The organism is Pedobacter punctiformis (assembly GCF_027213715.1).
In the GTDB taxonomy this organism is placed as follows: domain Bacteria; phylum Bacteroidota; class Bacteroidia; order Sphingobacteriales; family Sphingobacteriaceae; genus Pedobacter; species Pedobacter punctiformis.
The window spans coordinates 207,956-224,372 of record NZ_JAPWGM010000002.1; the positions used below are offsets into that span (position 1 = coordinate 207,956).

The window sequence follows — 16,417 nt, forward strand, 5'->3', positions numbered from 1 at the left end:
TATTTTTAGATTTAATTTAAATTTACCAATTAATTTTTTCTTTATTTAAAAAAGCTGCAATGCCTTTTTTAAAGTCATCACTTTCTCTAACACGGGCATTTATTTGTACCGCTGTTTCCAAACTTTTTTCAAATGAGGGATTAGTAGTTTGAGTAATCAATTGTTTTGTAATCATTAATGAATTGCCCGAACTCTCCTTACACAAACTTAATGCAAATTCCTGTACTTTCAGATGAATTTCTGCTGAAGATGTTACAAAATTTATTAATTTATACTGTAACGCTTGTTCTGCCTTAAACGTCTTTCCGGTTAATAATATTTCTTTAGCAATAGTTTCATTTACTTTACGCATTAAAAAACAGGAAACTATTGCCGGAACAAAGCCAATTTTTACTTCCGTATAACCAAAATTACTTTCAGGAGTAGCAAAAATAATATCGCAAACCGTTGCCAAACCACATCCACCGGCAATGGCATGACCTTCTACCTGTGCAATGACAATTTTAGGCAAATAATAAATGGTTGTAAAAAGCTTTTTCAGATTGTTTGTATCTGCAACATTTTCTTCGAAAGTATTGTGTTGTAATTGCTGAAGATATTCTAAGTCTGCCCCGGCACTAAATGCATCGCCATTTGCTTTTAAAATAATTACTTTAACCAGATCATCTTCTGATGCCTGAATAAAGGCTTCAGTTAATGCAGCAATTAATTGTGGGTTTAATGCATTGCGTTTTTCAGGCCTGTTTATCGTAATTGTCGCAATACGATCTGCAACCTGATATAAAACTAATTCATTCATATAATGATATTATCGGTTAGTTACTTTCTAATAATTTATTTCCTTCAAGGTGCTAAATCGATCAAATATGCTTTATTTTTCTTTAAAATATGAATATCGATCTTATTATTTTCAGCAAAAAGTTTAAAAAAATTAATCTTATAATCTTTGTTGGTGGCATCTGCTAAAATATGTTTAAACTCAACAAATGACTTTAACTTTTCTAACTTAAATTTGGTGTTTTGGTGTAGCCAGATACTTGAAAAGCTTAGTTTGTTATTAATTGTTTTATAATTCAGTGTTTCATCTATTAAAAGCATTTTATACTGATGGAAAATAATCTGTTTATCTTTTAATATAAAATTCTTCATGACGGTGTCTTTTTTGAGATTTATTAAATCCAGGCGATTAATTTGCAGATTCTGTAAAGCAGGCTGGATAAAAAAATGATAGTTTTTATCTTTAGGGCTTAAATCTGTTAATAAAATGGCTTTCCTGCCATCTATAAATGCCACTGCATAGTTTTTACGTAAACTGAAGAAAATAATCTGACGTTGATTTAGAGCCTTAACATCATCAAAAATAGTAAGTACCTGATAGGCAATGAAAAATACAAAGGCCGAGAAAAGCATCTTTTTATTAATATGAAAGATTGCATAAATAAATAAGACCAGTGCCACACTCAATAAAATGAATTCAGGTATACTTATCCAGATAGAAGAAAGAGTAGAAAACGGCAACGCTGAAATCCATTTAAGTGTTTGATTCGTAAAATTGATTATCCACTCGAATACCGGAGCTAAAAAACTTAAACCCGGTATTAAAATTATGATGCCCAGATACATCATTAAAACCAATGGTAGTGTAATAAATAAATTTCCAAAAAGAAAATACACCGGGAATTGATGGAAATAGTAAATGCTTAGCGGAAAGGTGACAAGTTGTGCAGCTAAAGATAAGGCGGTGAAATTCCACAATTTATCCAACCATTTATTTTTAACATAGAGCAGGCTATAAATTTTGGGCTGAAGGTAAATCAACCCAAAAACAGCAAGGTAGGAGAGTTGAAAGCCTACGTCCCAGATCAGAAATGGATTATAAACGAGTTGACAAAATGCTGCAAAGGCCAAAATATTAAAACTGTTCTTGTCTCTTGTATACGTTTTTGCTGCAATAAAAATAGTAATCATTATTGCCGAACGAACTACAGAAGGAGACAAGCCAGTAATTAAAGCATAAGCTCATATTAAAACGCAAATTAAAAGGAACTTGATGATTTTTAATGTTCTTTTTCGATTTAAGAACATCAGTAAAAAATCAAGCACCACATAAATAATAGCTACATGTGCGCCTGATACGGATAATGCATGGATGGTTCCTGTTTTGGAATAGGCCGATAGTGTTTCCTGACTTAAATCTGCCCGGTAACCCAAAATCAGGGTAGAGGCCACAGCAAAGGCCTCATCATTTTTAATTAACTTTCGATATTTCGAAACCTGCTTTTCTCTTAGTTTTAAAGCCAGTTTAATAATCGGATTGCCTGAATTTCTATCGGTTTTAACCAGTTGGTTTTGATTAATAAAAGTTTGGTGAAAAACATTCTGACTCTCCAGCCATGCTTTAAAATTGAACTCAGCAGGATTATATGGCGGTTCAACTTCTAAATAAGTTGATGAAATAAGGAGTTCATCACCATAATTTAGGTTTAAAGGTTTAAGACTGTCTAACTTTAAAGCCAATAGCAATTGACCGGAAAGTTTTGTTTGCTTATTGTTTTCATAGCCTGAAATTACCCTTGCTTTAAAGCGTAATATATCATTGCTTTGTTGCGGTTCATCATTGACCAGGATTTTTAAATAAACGTAATTTCTGTTAGCAAAGTAATCTGTCCTTATTTTTTCATTATTTAAAAGACATAATAAACCACCTAACAACATAAAAAATGCGAATATTAAGATTCCGGTTAAGCCTTTAAATCTATGTACGTTTAATTTTTTATAAGTTAAATTGATGATTAAAATAACGATAAAAACAAAGGCGGTTGCAAAGCCCATGTTGTTAATAGACTTTTGATAAGGCAGAAAGTAAAACACTATTATTCCTGATATAAAAGGAAGTAAAATTCTTGCGAAAATATATTCTGCCTTAAACATGGTTAAAATTGATAACGCATTTGAACTTTTATTTCAGACTTTTTATTCCCCTTAATTTCATCTAAATAGGTACCTGTTGTTTCCGCATCCTTATAAATAAACATTGCATAGCGTAGCCATATATTAATCTTTTTGGCTAATCTGTACTTTAGGTTCAGGTATGTACGATAGCCTTTTCCGCTGTACATGCCAAAGGCAAAACTATAAAGTACATCGTCTTCATAAGCGTAAATCCGGCTATTGTAACCAGGCGTATTGAAATAAGCGATTCTTAGGTTGCCAGAAAATTTCGAAAACATAGGAACGTAGTTCACGTCCTGATAAATCAAATAGCCAAATTCTTTCCCGGCATCACCCTTTTTATATTGAGAAACCTCTGCATGATGCTGAAAGCTGAATTTCTTATTTAACTTCCAGTTAATTTCTAACCGGTAGCTTTCTCTTTTAACATCATCCAAAAAGTTTATAGGTACTTCAACGTCAGTATTTTGCTGTTTGTTTTCTGTTTTAAACCTGGCCAGCACTTTAAAAGTTTTAGTTGGAGTATAAATAAGCTGTCCTAATATTTCATAACCTTTAGAAGGTGCATCTACTCTATATTTTAACCAGGGAAATTGAAAATAATCGCCATAAACAGAAAAAGCCCAGTGTTTATTAGGTGTTACGTTTAATCCTGCATAAAATCCTTTTTCATTATTGGCATCACTGGATTCGGCCATGGATTGATTAAAGAAGTTGTGATATTGTTTCTGATAATTGCGATAAACTACAGCTGCAGATACGATCGATGATAAACTGACTAAAGCACCATTAATATAGGCGAGGCCACTGTTTAAACTCTTTCCGGCCTCACCAAAGAAATAAAAGTTTTTATAGGTATAGTTGTAGTGTAAACCTATATTGGTAAGCGTATTGCCGGTAAAACTAAAACGATCATAAACTGCATTTTGCGTAATAAAATTATTGCTGTATTTACTTTGATATGCAATTAAGCCAATACTTAATTCATTTTTATTGTATTGAATAGCTGCCCCATATACCTGCTGATTTAAAGCATTTTTATTTGCAATTTCAGTTGGCGTTCTATGTAAGCCGGTTTGATTTATGGTAGATTGAACTAAATTTCCGTTGACATCAAAATCCTGACTGACGTCTAACTTTCTAAAAGATACAAAAGGAGTAACGTCAATATTTTGGCATACATTTATAGTTGCAGAGACCCCACGGAAAAAGGAATATTCGTTAGACGAAGTATAAGGTTTTAAACCCAAATCCTTTTTTGCAATACTGGTTACATCTGGCACTTTACCAAAAGAAAATCCCGACCATAATGTCAGTCCCTGACCAAATTGCAGTGCATAATCGCCTAACACTACTTTTTTTATATGGCCAAGTTTAAATAGAGCAATGCCTCCGGATAAGAAATCAACAGGTTTATCAATAAATTTTTCACCAGCATCTTTTTCCAATGTGATTGCAGCGGAAGCAATCGTGCCATAGTTATACCGGTAACGCATTTGAAATCTTTCTGGTGATCCCAAATACTGGTTTCCGGGTAAATCTGTAAAACCTTTCTGCTTTTCAATGGTTCGGGCAAAACGGGTTATTAAATCATGTTCGCCAAGCTGAATTAAATTTTTAAAACTTAATTTTTCGTATTCACCATTTCCGTTAAGGGTAATAAATGGAAGGAGGTTTTCTACCGTTTTAGGATCAAAACCATCAATGGTTTGTAATTCCAGAACATCAATGAGATTTCCATTTTCTTTGACATAATTAAAGAAATTGTTGATTTGCAAAGGGGAGAGGAAAATAAAAACCTTCAATTCTTCCGGACTGGTTTTATTAAGATTTAGCGGATGTTTACTTAATCTGGACAACACTTCTGTTAGTTCAGAAAGATCATAATCATCAGGTAGATTTTCTGCTACACTTTCTATAATATCACGAATAACAATGGTTTGCTCATTGTTTTGTGCATGTACTGTAACAAATCCAAATAAGAGTGGGGCGATTAACAGGTTTTTAAAATGCATAACCAATAGCGATTTGAGGTGCGTAACCAAGATTTGGATCATAAGCCGTGGCCATATCCAGCAAGAATTTTTTATAGTTTAGGCCAAAACCTGCATATTGCTTAAATGGTTTGGCACTTAAACCTGCCCGGAGACTTAATAAATCCAGTATTTTGTAATCTATACCGAGTTTTACATCAACAGATTGGTTTAAGACTTTCGAAATTGTTGTGGCAATTAATACCTTGTCAGAAGCTTTATAATTAGCTCCAATATTAAAGGAAGATGGAATTTGTGCTTCAATTTCCTGAGCACTATATTTTTGTCTGGATGGGTTAGCAGTAAATGCCCCAAATGAAAGTTGTTCACTAAAATGGTACAGTAGGCCAATATCAACAGAGAAACCTGTGGACGAACCGTAATTGGGAATTTTAAGTTGAAAGTAATTGACGTCTAGCGCTATTGCTAATTTTTTATCAAACTTTTTAGCATAGGCAAAGCCTATTTTCATCTCATTATAAGCAGAGAAACCATATCGTTGAAAGCTTATGCCTGTGTAATTATTGCCAAAAGGAATTACCCCAACAAGTCCCTGAGTGCTAATTTCATTACTAAAAAGATGTTTGACGTAATTTAGAGATATAGAAGGGCTGGTTATTCCGGTTATACCTGCCGGATTGGCTTGTAAAGACCAGATATCTGCTGTAGAAGCTCCATTATTGCCCATGGCGGTTAACCTGGGGCCCAAATTATTTTGGGCAAAAAGAGTACTGGTCGATACGAATATCAACAAAAAACTAAATATTTTCATGAGCTGGCGTTAACCGGGACGTTAAAAATATAGAGTGATTTGCTTAGACTCTAAATGTAATAAAAAATATTTAGTATTTGTATAATAAAATATACTTTTATAATTCTTGAGCCAGATTAACTAAAAATCCTTTTAGCTTTTCCAGCGAATCAATAATCTTTTGATTTTCCTTGACATCGCCTTTATTATTCTTTAAATAGTCTTTGGCACCTTTTAAAGTAAAACCTTTTTCATCAACCAGATTGAAAATAATTTTTAAATTCTCAATGTCTTCAGGGGTGAAAAGACGGTTGCCTTTTTTGTTTTTCTTAGGCTGAAGGATATCGAATTCTTTTTCGTAAAAACGGATTTGCGACGCGTTTACATTAAACATTTCAGTCACTTCGCCCATGGTATAATACATTTTATTAATGTCTCTTTCTTTATACGGCATATTTTGTGCTTGATTATGAGTGTTTTATATCGATTAATTAAAGTATTCAAATGTAGCTCGATTTTTCCTGATTAACGCAATAAAATTTTAATTTTGTTGCTCCAATATTATATGTAATGATAGCAAAAGAGATCAGACAGGCATTCCTTAGTTTTTTTGAACAAAAGCAACACCATATTGTTTCATCAGCACCGATTGTAGTTAAAAACGATCCAACCCTGATGTTTACCAACGCTGGTATGAATCAGTTTAAGGATCTTTTCTTAGGAGAGGCTCCGATAAAATACAAACGTGTTGTAGATACTCAGCGCTGTTTACGGGTTTCGGGTAAACACAACGATTTAGAGGAGGTAGGAATTGATACTTACCACCACACCATGTTCGAAATGCTTGGGAACTGGAGTTTTGGTGATTACTTTAAAAAAGATGCCATTGCCTGGAGCTGGGAATTGTTAACAGAAGTTTACAAAATTCCGAAAGATAAATTATATGTAACCTATTTTGAAGGTGATGAAAAGGAAGGTTTAGAGAAAGATCAGGAAGCTTATGACCTTTGGAAACAATATGTAGATGAAAGTCATATTTTGCCGGGTAATAAAAAAGATAATTTCTGGGAAATGGGCGATACAGGTCCTTGTGGTCCTTGTTCTGAAATCCATGTAGATTGTCGTACAGATGCAGAAAAAGCTGCCGTTGATGGTGCAACTTTAGTAAATGCTGATCATCCGCAGGTAATCGAAATCTGGAATAATGTATTTATGCAGTTTAACCGTTTGAAGGATGGTTCATTGCAAAGCTTACCAGCGAAGCATGTGGATACGGGAATGGGTTTTGAACGTTTAGTACGTGTTTTACAAGAAAAAACATCTAATTACGATACAGATATTTTCCAGCCGTTAATTCAGTTTATCTCTGAAAAATCGGGCATTAAATATGGTATCGAAGAGAAAACCGATATTGCAATGCGTGTAATGGCCGATCACATCAGAGCCATTTCATTTGTTATTGCCGATGGACAATTGCCTTCTAATAATAAAGCTGGTTATGTTATCCGCAGGATTTTACGTCGTGCTGTGCGTTACGCCTATACATTTTTAAATTTCAAAGAGCCATTTTTAAACCAATTGGTCCCTTTATTGGCAGAACAGTTTAAAGGGGTATTTGATGAATTATATGCACAACAGGATTTTGTTCAGAAGGTTGTTTTGGAAGAAGAGGTTTCTTTTCTTAGAACATTATCAACCGGAATACAGCGTTTTGAAAAATATCAGGCCTCAAATCATGTAATTGAAGGCAGTTTTGCTTTCGAATTATCAGACACTTTTGGTTTTCCAATTGATTTAACTGAGTTAATGGCTAAAGAAAAGGGATGGAGTGTTGATTTAACCGGTTACGAACAAGCGCTTAACAAACAGAAAGATGATAGTCGTGCGGCTACTGCAATTGATACAGGCGATTGGATTATGGTAAATGCCGATGATCAAAGTGAGTTTGTAGGTTATGATGATCTTGAAATTGAAACTGAAATACTAAAATATCGTAAGGTTAAAGCCAAAGGCAAAGAACAATATCAAATTGTTTTACGCGAAACCCCTTTTTATGCAGAAAGTGGTGGTCAGGTAGGCGATACGGGAAGGTTAGAAGATCATAGCCGCCAGTTTTGGGTAGATATTACCGATACAAAGAAAGAAAATGGTTTAACTGTTCATTTTACAGATATTTTACCGGATAGTTTAGAAGGTAAGTTTTGGGCTGTTGTAGATGAAGATAAAAGAGCATTGACCGAAGATAATCACTCGGCTACCCACTTGCTTCATGCGGCCTTAAAACAAGTTTTAGGACAACATGTAAACCAAAAAGGCTCATTGGTAAATGCCGATTACCTGCGTTTCGATTTCTCGCACTTTTCTAAAGTTACAGATGAAGAACTGGCGCAGATAGAACAGATTGTTAATCAGAAAATCAGGGCGAACATCAAACTTAAAGAACAAAGAAATGTACCTTATCAGGATGCTATTGAAAGTGGTGTAACGGCGCTGTTTGGTGAAAAGTATGGTGATTTTGTTCGTATGATTACTTTTGACGATCATTTTTCTAAAGAGCTTTGTGGGGGTACGCATGTAAAGGCAACCGGACAAATTGGTTCATTTAAAATTATTGCTGAAAGTGCAGTAGCAGCAGGTGTTCGTCGTATAGAAGCCATTACTGCTGACAAGGCTGAGCAATATTTCTTAGATCAGAACAACGAAATTGCTCATTTAAAAACATTATTAAGTGGAAGTAAAGATTTAGTGGCCTCCGTACAGGCTTTGCTTGATGAAAATACGAAGCTTAAAAAGGAGATTGAAAAATCAACAAATGAAAGAGTAAATAACCTTAAACATGAGGTAGTGCATCACATGAAAACCCTTAATGATGTAAATTTGATTGCAACTCATATTGATTTGCCTAGTGCCGATGCGGTAAAAAATCTTGCCTTTGCAGTAAAAGATCTGGTCGATAACCTGTTTCTGGTATTTACAACAGAAATTGATGGCAAACCAGGTGTTACAGTCATGTTATCTGATAATCTGGTTAAGGATAAAGGCTTGAATGCTTCGAATATTGTTCGCGAACTGGCTAAAGAAATTCAAGGAGGTGGAGGCGGACAGCCGTTTTACGCAACTGCCGGTGGTAAAAACTCTGCAGGATTAAAAGCCGTACTGGAAAAAGCACAACAGTTTATTTCTTAATACTAAATAAATAGAAACATAAAAAAAGAGGCTTTAGCGCCTCTTTTTTTATTTTAATGTCTTCCTCTTCCTCTCGAAGAGTTACCATTACCGTTTCCATGTCGGTCATGATTTCTGTTGTCATGGCGACCATAATCATAACGTCTGTTATCTGGCTTATAGCTTCTGTAAGAATTATACCTTACCGGGCCTCTTCCATACGAAGAATTGGAATAATGAACATTGTTAGCATATCTAACTCTATGTGTATTGTAACTTCTGTAAGGCGAATTACCATAAACGACAACTTTACGTCCGTGGTTTAAATTGTAACCCCTGTATCTGGTTGGTAAATAGCTTGATCTGATCCAGCGGTTTCCACTTAAATAAACAAATTGTCTTTGAGGCACATAATAATAAGATTGTACTTCCGGAAGATAATAATAGTTTACATCCTGATAACCAGCCGGAACCCATGCAGGTTGCGCACCAATATTTACGTTTAAACTAACTTGAGCGTGAGATTGATTAGATGTTAAAGCCACGATACCTACAATCGCGGAGATGATTAATAACTTTTTCATAATCTAATAGTATTTGTGTGTAGTGATTTAAATTCAAACGCTGTGCCAAAAATTCTATTGTAACAGAGAAATAAAAAAGGGAAATCTTACGAAATCCCTCTTTTAAAATTAATTAATTACTCAAATTCTTAATGCTTGCCTTTGCCATGTCCTTTTCCGTTATCATGCCCTTTATTTCCTTTACCGTATATTTTTTTTGCTTGTCCCGGAGGCATACCATGGGGATGGCCTTTTACCACATAATATTTTTCTTCTCTGCTGTCTCTAATCACAATTTGTTTTTTATCATTTCCACGATACTTAGCATATTTAACTTTATCATTTTTAAAGTTCAAATATGGTTTCGGAGAATTAATTACAACTTTGTAGCCATTATAAAGATCATAGTTTGAATAACGTGAAGGCAGATTGTTTGCAAATACCCAATCATTACCATTTAAATAAACAAACTGTTTTTTAGGTACATAATAATAACTTTCTACATCAGGCAGGTAATAATAATCAACATGATCGTAACCGGTAGGGCCCCATAAAGGTTGTGAGCCAATGTTTACATTAATATTTAACTGAGCTTTTGCATTATTTATGCTGAACAATGAAACCATCATTACCGCAGCAACTAAAACTAACTTTTTCATTTTTCTTTAATTTAAAAGGTTTTTTTAATGTGTGTTTGTTTATAGATAATCATTTTACGTGCCAGTTTAATTAGCCCGGTCTGTTTTAACAGTATTTAACTATATTTGCCTGCATAACATCGTTAAAACCGCATAATTTAAATATGAGTTTAGGTACAGAACCAAACAAATTCGAACTCGTTTCAGGACTGGAAATACATGTTCAGTTAAATACCAATACCAAAATATTCTCTGCTGATCGTGCATCTTTCGGTGCTTTGCCCAATCAAAATATCTCTGCGGTATCGTTGGCTTTGCCTGGTGCGTTGCCTAAACTCAATAAAGAAGTTGTTGCCAAAGCCGTAAGAATCGGTTTAGCTTTAAATTGTACCATTAATCAGCTCAACTATTTTGATCGGAAAAATTATTTCTATGCGGATTTACCAAAAGGCTATCAGATTACACAAGACAATCAACCCATTTGCATTAATGGTTTTTTAGAAGTTGAACTTGCTGACGGTTCAAGCAAGAAGATTGGAATTAATCGTATACATTTAGAAGAAGATGCAGGCAAAAGTATACACGATCAGGACGAAAATTATTCTCTGGTTGATTTAAATCGTGCTGGTGTACCTTTAATTGAGATTGTAACCGAGCCAGATATCCGTACGGCAGAAGAGGCTTCAGCATTATTAAGTGAAATCAGGAAACTGGTTAGACACTTAAATGTAAGCGATGGAAATATGGAAGAAGGCAGTTTACGTTGTGATGCCAACATTTCGATACGTCCCTTTGGTGAAACAGAATTTGGTACCCGTTGTGAGGTTAAAAACCTAAATTCCATGCGTAATGTTCGCCGGGCGATAGACTTTGAATTTGGCCGTCAGGCAGAAGTGATCTCATCAGGAGGCAAAATTATTCAAAGTACTTTAAACTTTGATGCAGATAAAGGCACAACTTCGCCGATGCGTACTAAAGAGGAGGCAAATGATTACCGTTATTTTGCTGATCCGGATTTACAGCCAATCCAAATTTCTGATGAATGGCTTGCAGAGATTAAATCGACTATGCCAACCTTGCCAAATGAAATTTCAAAACAATTGGTTGCCGAATTTAAAATAAGTAAGGCTGATGCGGCACTTTTTGCAGAAGATATTGATTTATTAAATTATTTCAATTCAGCATCACCATCCGTAAACCATAAAAAAACGTTAATTAACTGGCTTATTGGTCCGGTTAGGGCTTTACTAAGCGAGAAAGGAATTGGTATTGTTGATTTTAAAGTAAAACCCGGACAGCTTGCTGAAGTAATTAATTTGGTGGATGATAAGAAATTGACCCAGCAAATTGCCATACAACAGCTGTTACCTGAAATTGAGAAACAAGAAGCTGTAAACGTAGCGGATTTAGCCGGTTCGTTGAATTTGCTAATTTCTGATAATGGAGATGAACTGACTGCTTTTATAGATGAAGTTTTAAATAAATACGCCCCGCAGGTAGAAGCATACAAGAAAGGCAAAAAAGGCGTTTTAGGTTTGTTTGTTGGCGATGTAATGAAGATGGCCAAAGGCAAAGCCGACGCTAAAAAAATTAACGAATTGATAATTGAAAAACTGAAGTAAGATGAAAATAAAACAATTAGGCCTTATTTTGCTTATTGCTGTTGCATTTGCAGCCTGTAAGCCAAAAGATAGTTTTGTAATAGACGGAACTTTCCAAAATACAGGAGCAGAGAAAAAAGTATTTCTATATGGCATGCAAAGCAGCAATATGGTTGCTATTGATTCTACCAATCTATCGGAAAAAGGCGAATTTAAATTTATTCGCAAAACACCTTCAGTTGATTTTTTCAGGGTATCTATCGGAAATCATGAATTTATGTTAATTGCTAAAAATGGTGATAATATTAAACTGGAAGCCGATTTGGCCGATAAAACACTCGCTTATAAAATTTCTGGTGCAAATGAAGTAGATAAATTATCTGAGCTTAATGCACTAAGAAACAAATTTGCCAAAGAAGTGGAAAGTATTCAGAAGGATTTTGATGCTAAAGTTGCTGCCCAACCTCAAAACAGAGCGGCCATTTTAGATGCTATGCGCCCTCAGTACGAATCTTATATTAAGCAGTTAAATAACGATGTTATAAAATTTGCTTCAGACAATAAAGGAACACTGGCTAGCTTTTATGCGATGAATACCCTAAGCCCGCAGGAATATGAAGCGGAATTGGTAAAATTCAGTGACGAAATTAAGGATCAGATTAAAGGAAATGCAACTGTTGATACTTTCGTAAAACAAATGCAATTGCTTAAAGCTGTTCAGGTAGGGCAGCCTGCACCAACTTTTACGATGGATACTGCAGATGGAAAAGCCATTAATTTAACCGATTACAAAGGGAAATATGTACTGCTTGATTTTTGGGCATCGTGGTGCCAGCCATGCCGTCAGGAGAACCCTAATGTGGTTAAAGTGTACAATAAATTTAAAACCAAAAACTTTGATATTTTAGGAATTTCGTTAGATACCGATAAAGCAGTCTGGTTAGGTGCTGTAAAGGCTGATGGTTTAGCCTGGCAACACGTTTGTGAATTAAAAGATTTTAACGGAGAAACGGTTAGAAAATATCAGGTTCAAGCCATACCATCGTCATTCCTGATTGATCCTAGCGGAAAAATTGTAGCTAAAAACCTCAGAGGAGAGGAATTAGAAGCTTTTTTAAGTAAGATATTACTTTAAAAGAAATTAATTGTTAAACTATTTTTACTGGTTAACAATTTCTTAACTTTCACTTAACTGAATATTGCATCAGAGACACTACTTTCGTAACAAATATTTAATTTATGAACAACGCAGGTCAGAAAATATTAATTGTTGATGATGAACCAGATATCCTGGAGTTAATTGAATACAATTTAAAAAAAGAAGGATACCAGGTTTTCCTAGCCGCAAATGGACAGGAAGGTATTACAGTTGCGAAAAAGGTACATCCCGACCTAATAATTTTAGATATTATGATGCCTAAAATGGATGGGATAGAAGCTTGTCGTTTAATGCGGGCAATACCTGAGTTTAAAAATACCTTTATGGTTTTTTTAACCGCAAGGAGTGAAGAGTATTCAGAAATTGCAGGTTTTAATGTTGGTGCAGATGATTATATCGCTAAACCAATTAAGCCGAGAGCTTTGGTTAGTCGTATAAATGCGATTTTAAGAAGAAATACCAGTGCTGAAGAGGTATCGGAGAATAAGTTAGAAATTGGTGATTTAGTGATCGACAGAGAAGCTTATTTGGTATTTCAAGGTGGAAACAAGGTGGTGCTGGCCAAAAAAGAATTTGAATTATTGTATTTACTGGCTTCAAAACCAGGTAAAGTGTACACAAGAGAATCGATTCTAAAAAACATTTGGGAAGACTCAGTGGTGGTAACCAACCGGACCATTGATGTTCACATTCGTAAATTAAGAGAAAAATTAGGCGAAACTTACGTATCTACTGTAAAAGGGGTTGGATATAAGTTTGAACTTTCATAAAAAGAAATTAACATTCCAAAACCGCAGGCTAATTAAAAATCTGCGGTTTTTTTATGCGTCATGTTTTGTAAGGTCTTTTTAATTTCATTTCCAATGATAATAATAGGTTTCCAAATGACATCTCCAAAATAAATCGTATTTTTGCACCTCATTAGCCTATCAAGTATTGAAGTTTCCAAGTTTTAAAGACCTTATCTTATTTGAAGACAACGATTTTATTGTTGTAAATAAACCGCCATTTCTTGCCTCATTGGATGAAAGAGGAGCTGCCGGCGAAATTAATCTTTTGCGTTTAGCCAAACAGTATAGTGACGATGCTCAGGTTTGCCACCGTTTGGATAAAGAAACCTCAGGTGCTTTAATTATTGCCAAAAATCCAGAAGCTTATCGTCATGCTTCTATGCAGTTTGAAAGACGAAAAGTAAATAAAACCTATCATGCTGTTGTAGATGGTCATGTTATATTTAATGATTTATTAGTTGATCTACCAATTTTAAATGCTGGTAATAAAAACGTAACGATAGACAGGGCTGAAGGGAAAAGAGCTGAAACTTATTTTAATTCCTTAAAATATTATAAGCACTATACTTTGGTAGAGTGTAAGCCAATTACCGGAAGAATGCACCAAATCCGTATTCACCTGGCCACACAAAAGGCTGCCATTGTTGGTGATGATATGTACCGTGGAAAATCTGTTTTTCTATCTTCCATTAAAAGGGGCTTCAAATTAGCAAAAGGAGAGGAAGAGCAGCCCATTATGAAACGCTTTGCTTTGCATGCCAGACATTTGGTATTTAAAGGGCTTAATGATCAGGACATTGTGATTGATGCACCGTATCCTAAAGACTTTGCAACCTTAATAAAATTGTTGGATAAATTTGATGCGTAGTTGCCGACATAAAAATTGTCTTGCAACTATGTTTTTCTTAATTTTGGATTATCGCTCCCGATAAAATCCTAAGAAATGTATATTCGATTTGTAAATTACCTTGATAGCTTAAATCACTACAGAAAATCTAAAATATCAAATCGTAATTTTCTTATCATTCTGGCGGTAATTGTAGGCGTGCTTGCTGGTTTGGCCGCTGCAGTTTTAAAATCACTTACGCATCATATAGAAGAATTTTTACAATCCGATTGGCAGTGGAAATATAAATATTACCTGTACTTACTTTTTCCTTTAATCGGGATTATGCTTACGGTGATGTATGTAAAATATTTTATCCGGAAAAGTAAATTCGAAACCGGGCTAACGCCACTTTTATATGCGATTTCAAAAAAATCAAGCAGGGTAGAGCCACACAACATTTACTCGCAGATTATTACTGCGGCAATAACCGTAGGCTTTGGCGGTTCAACGGGATTGGAGGCGCCAATTGTAACCAGCGGATCGGCAATAGGCTCTAATTTAGGTAGATTTTTAGGTTTATCTTACCGTGAAATTACCATGCTGGTGGCTTGCGGAGCAGCTGCAGGTATAGCAGGAGCTTTTAATAGTCCTATTGCGGGCATTGTTTTCGCCATCGAGATTCTGCTTCCAGAATTTACCATACCTGTATTTATCCCTTTATTGTTATCTGCAGCAACCGCTGCTGTAGTAGCCAGATTATTTTACACTCAGCAATTATTCTTTTTAGTTACCGAAGGCTGGCAAATGAATGCCTTGGTTTATTATGTTTTACTGGCTGGCTTAATTGGTTTATTCTCCATCTATTTTACGAAGGCTAATTATGTGGTAAAAGGCCTTTTCTATAAAATAAAACATCCTTACACTAAAGTTATTGTAGGCGGTTTGCTTTTAGGTGCTCTGGTTTTTCTTTTTCCTACCCTTTATGGCGAAGGTTACATTACCATTAAAAGTTTGTTGAGAGGCGATTATCTTGCTGTAATTAATAACAGTATATTCTCTGAATACAATAATATCCCGGCATTAGTGATTTTGTTTACAGTAGTCACTGTTTTCATGAAATCTGTTGCAACACTAGCTACACTCGGCGCTGGCGGTAACGGTGGAACTTTTGCACCAAGTCTGATTATGGGCGGCTTAATAGGCTTTATATTTGCCTATGTAGTCAATCTATCGGGCATTGCTCATTTAAATGTTTCCAACTTCATTGTGGCCGGAATGGCAGCTTCGCTAAGTTCGATTATGCATGCACCATTAACAGGGATATTTTTGATCGCTGAAATTACCGGAGGTTATATTTTGATGGTTCCCTTGATGATTACTTCTGCAATATCTTATGCAATAAACCGCAGTTCGCAAAAACACTCTATTTATACTAAAGCGCTGGCGGATAAAGGAGAACTTTTATCGTATGAGGATAAGGATACAACGGTTTTAAACCAGATGAAATTGAGGTATCTGGTTGAGAAGGATTATGTTAAATTAAATTTGAATGATAAACTTTCAGAAAGAATGTCTGATATTTTACAATCAAAAAGGAACATTTGCGCTGTGGTAGATGAAACTGATGATTTTAAAGGGTTGATTTATGTAGAAGAACTGTTTAAGGAGATGATGAATAATCCACATAAAAATGAGTTAACTGCGCATCATCTGGTTCAGCCGGCTCCAAATACGATTAATGAAAACGAGGATTTAAAGCTTGTACTGGAAAAAATGGAACAGGATAATGTCTGGCTTTTACCAGTTTTGGATGAAGTTAACCGTTACAAAGGCTTTGTATCTAAAACCGCTATTTTTAATAAATACAGGGCACTGCTGATGAGGCAAAATGATTATATGAGCTAATTTCAGAAAGCTGATTAAAATAAAAGGTTG

General features: G+C 35.0%; 13 protein-coding genes and 1 pseudogene. 6 read left to right on the top strand and 8 right to left on the bottom strand.

Annotated features, from left to right (window positions below; all coding sequences use genetic code 11):
* Positions 1-22 precede the first annotated feature (22 nt).
* The 6 genes and pseudogenes from O0955_RS06705 to O0955_RS06725 form a co-directional block, all read right to left on the bottom strand.
* Positions 23-799, bottom strand: coding sequence for an enoyl-CoA hydratase/isomerase family protein (locus tag O0955_RS06705; RefSeq protein WP_269426770.1), 777 nt, complete (start codon positions 797-799; stop codon positions 23-25).
* 44 nt (positions 800-843) lie between these two features.
* Positions 844-1,410, bottom strand: a complete 567-nt coding sequence (locus O0955_RS18245) for a hypothetical protein (RefSeq protein WP_487362611.1) — start codon at positions 1,408-1,410, stop codon at positions 844-846.
* A gap of 18 nt (positions 1,411-1,428) precedes the next feature.
* A pseudogene (locus O0955_RS06710) lies at positions 1,429-2,931 on the bottom strand (ComEC/Rec2 family competence protein); the annotation flags it as partial.
* 2 nt (positions 2,932-2,933) lie between these two features.
* Positions 2,934-4,967, bottom strand: a complete 2,034-nt coding sequence (locus O0955_RS06715; RefSeq protein ID WP_269426771.1) for a helix-hairpin-helix domain-containing protein — start codon at positions 4,965-4,967, stop codon at positions 2,934-2,936.
* Positions 4,957-5,757, bottom strand: coding sequence for a PorV/PorQ family protein (locus O0955_RS06720; RefSeq protein ID WP_269426772.1), 801 nt, complete (start codon positions 5,755-5,757; stop codon positions 4,957-4,959). The genes O0955_RS06715 and O0955_RS06720 overlap by 11 nt, the downstream gene beginning before the upstream one ends.
* 97 nt (positions 5,758-5,854) lie before the next feature.
* Complete coding sequence (locus tag O0955_RS06725; RefSeq protein WP_056096320.1) at positions 5,855-6,190, bottom strand: MerR family transcriptional regulator; 336 nt, start codon at positions 6,188-6,190, stop codon at positions 5,855-5,857.
* 116 nt (positions 6,191-6,306) lie between these two features.
* Between O0955_RS06725 and alaS the strand changes: the two genes are divergently transcribed.
* A complete protein-coding gene (alaS, locus tag O0955_RS06730; RefSeq protein ID WP_269426773.1) occupies positions 6,307-8,922 on the top strand; it encodes an alanine--tRNA ligase in 2,616 nt (871 codons plus the stop codon).
* Positions 8,923-8,975: 53 nt separating this feature from the next.
* Here the strand turns inward: alaS and O0955_RS06735 are convergent, their stop codons facing one another.
* Positions 8,976-9,485 carry a hypothetical protein gene (locus tag O0955_RS06735; protein WP_269426774.1) on the bottom strand — a complete coding sequence of 170 codons (510 nt, stop codon included), beginning with the start codon at positions 9,483-9,485 and terminating at the stop codon, positions 8,976-8,978.
* 128 nt (positions 9,486-9,613) lie between these two features.
* Positions 9,614-10,123: a hypothetical protein gene (locus O0955_RS06740; protein ID WP_269426775.1), complete on the bottom strand. Its 510-nt coding sequence runs from the start codon at positions 10,121-10,123 to the stop codon at positions 9,614-9,616.
* A gap of 143 nt (positions 10,124-10,266) precedes the next feature.
* Here O0955_RS06740 and gatB point away from each other — a divergent pair, with 143 nt between their 5' ends.
* The 5 genes from gatB to O0955_RS06765 all read left to right on the top strand — a co-directional run bounded on the left by gatB (position 10,267) and on the right by O0955_RS06765 (position 16,387).
* On the top strand, positions 10,267-11,724 hold the full coding sequence (gatB, locus tag O0955_RS06745; protein WP_269426776.1) for an Asp-tRNA(Asn)/Glu-tRNA(Gln) amidotransferase subunit GatB: 1,458 nt from the start codon (positions 10,267-10,269) through the stop codon (positions 11,722-11,724).
* Position 11,725: 1 nt separating this feature from the next.
* On the top strand, positions 11,726-12,838 hold the full coding sequence (locus O0955_RS06750) for a TlpA disulfide reductase family protein (RefSeq protein WP_269426777.1): 1,113 nt from the start codon (positions 11,726-11,728) through the stop codon (positions 12,836-12,838).
* Between the two features lie 104 nt (positions 12,839-12,942).
* The gene (locus O0955_RS06755; RefSeq protein WP_269426778.1) at positions 12,943-13,632 is read left to right on the top strand and encodes a response regulator transcription factor; all 690 of its coding nucleotides are present in this window, start codon (positions 12,943-12,945) and stop codon (positions 13,630-13,632) included.
* A 166-nt stretch (positions 13,633-13,798) separates the two neighbouring features.
* Positions 13,799-14,521 carry an RluA family pseudouridine synthase gene (locus O0955_RS06760; RefSeq protein ID WP_269426779.1) on the top strand — a complete coding sequence of 241 codons (723 nt, stop codon included), beginning with the start codon at positions 13,799-13,801 and terminating at the stop codon, positions 14,519-14,521.
* A 75-nt stretch (positions 14,522-14,596) separates the two neighbouring features.
* Positions 14,597-16,387: a chloride channel protein gene (locus O0955_RS06765; protein ID WP_269426780.1), complete on the top strand. Its 1,791-nt coding sequence runs from the start codon at positions 14,597-14,599 to the stop codon at positions 16,385-16,387.
* Positions 16,388-16,417: the final 30 nt, after the last annotated feature.

What these genes read in the sequence shown, in the direction of transcription:
- O0955_RS06705 (WP_269426770.1), bottom strand. Translation starts at nt 799, where the DNA reads ATGAATGAATTAGTTTTATATCAGGTTGCAGATCGTATTGCGACAATT.
- O0955_RS18245 (WP_487362611.1), bottom strand. Translation starts at nt 1,410, where the DNA reads ATGCTTTTCTCGGCCTTTGTATTTTTCATTGCCTATCAGGTACTTACT.
- O0955_RS06715 (WP_269426771.1), bottom strand. Translation starts at nt 4,967, where the DNA reads ATGCATTTTAAAAACCTGTTAATCGCCCCACTCTTATTTGGATTTGTT.
- O0955_RS06720 (WP_269426772.1), bottom strand. Translation starts at nt 5,757, where the DNA reads ATGAAAATATTTAGTTTTTTGTTGATATTCGTATCGACCAGTACTCTT.
- O0955_RS06725 (WP_056096320.1), bottom strand. Translation starts at nt 6,190, where the DNA reads ATGCCGTATAAAGAAAGAGACATTAATAAAATGTATTATACCATGGGC.
- alaS (WP_269426773.1), top strand. Translation starts at nt 6,307, where the DNA reads ATGATAGCAAAAGAGATCAGACAGGCATTCCTTAGTTTTTTTGAACAA.
- O0955_RS06735 (WP_269426774.1), bottom strand. Translation starts at nt 9,485, where the DNA reads ATGAAAAAGTTATTAATCATCTCCGCGATTGTAGGTATCGTGGCTTTA.
- O0955_RS06740 (WP_269426775.1), bottom strand. Translation starts at nt 10,123, where the DNA reads ATGAAAAAGTTAGTTTTAGTTGCTGCGGTAATGATGGTTTCATTGTTC.
- gatB (WP_269426776.1), top strand. Translation starts at nt 10,267, where the DNA reads ATGAGTTTAGGTACAGAACCAAACAAATTCGAACTCGTTTCAGGACTG.
- O0955_RS06750 (WP_269426777.1), top strand. Translation starts at nt 11,726, where the DNA reads ATGAAAATAAAACAATTAGGCCTTATTTTGCTTATTGCTGTTGCATTT.
- O0955_RS06755 (WP_269426778.1), top strand. Translation starts at nt 12,943, where the DNA reads ATGAACAACGCAGGTCAGAAAATATTAATTGTTGATGATGAACCAGAT.
- O0955_RS06765 (WP_269426780.1), top strand. Translation starts at nt 14,597, where the DNA reads ATGTATATTCGATTTGTAAATTACCTTGATAGCTTAAATCACTACAGA.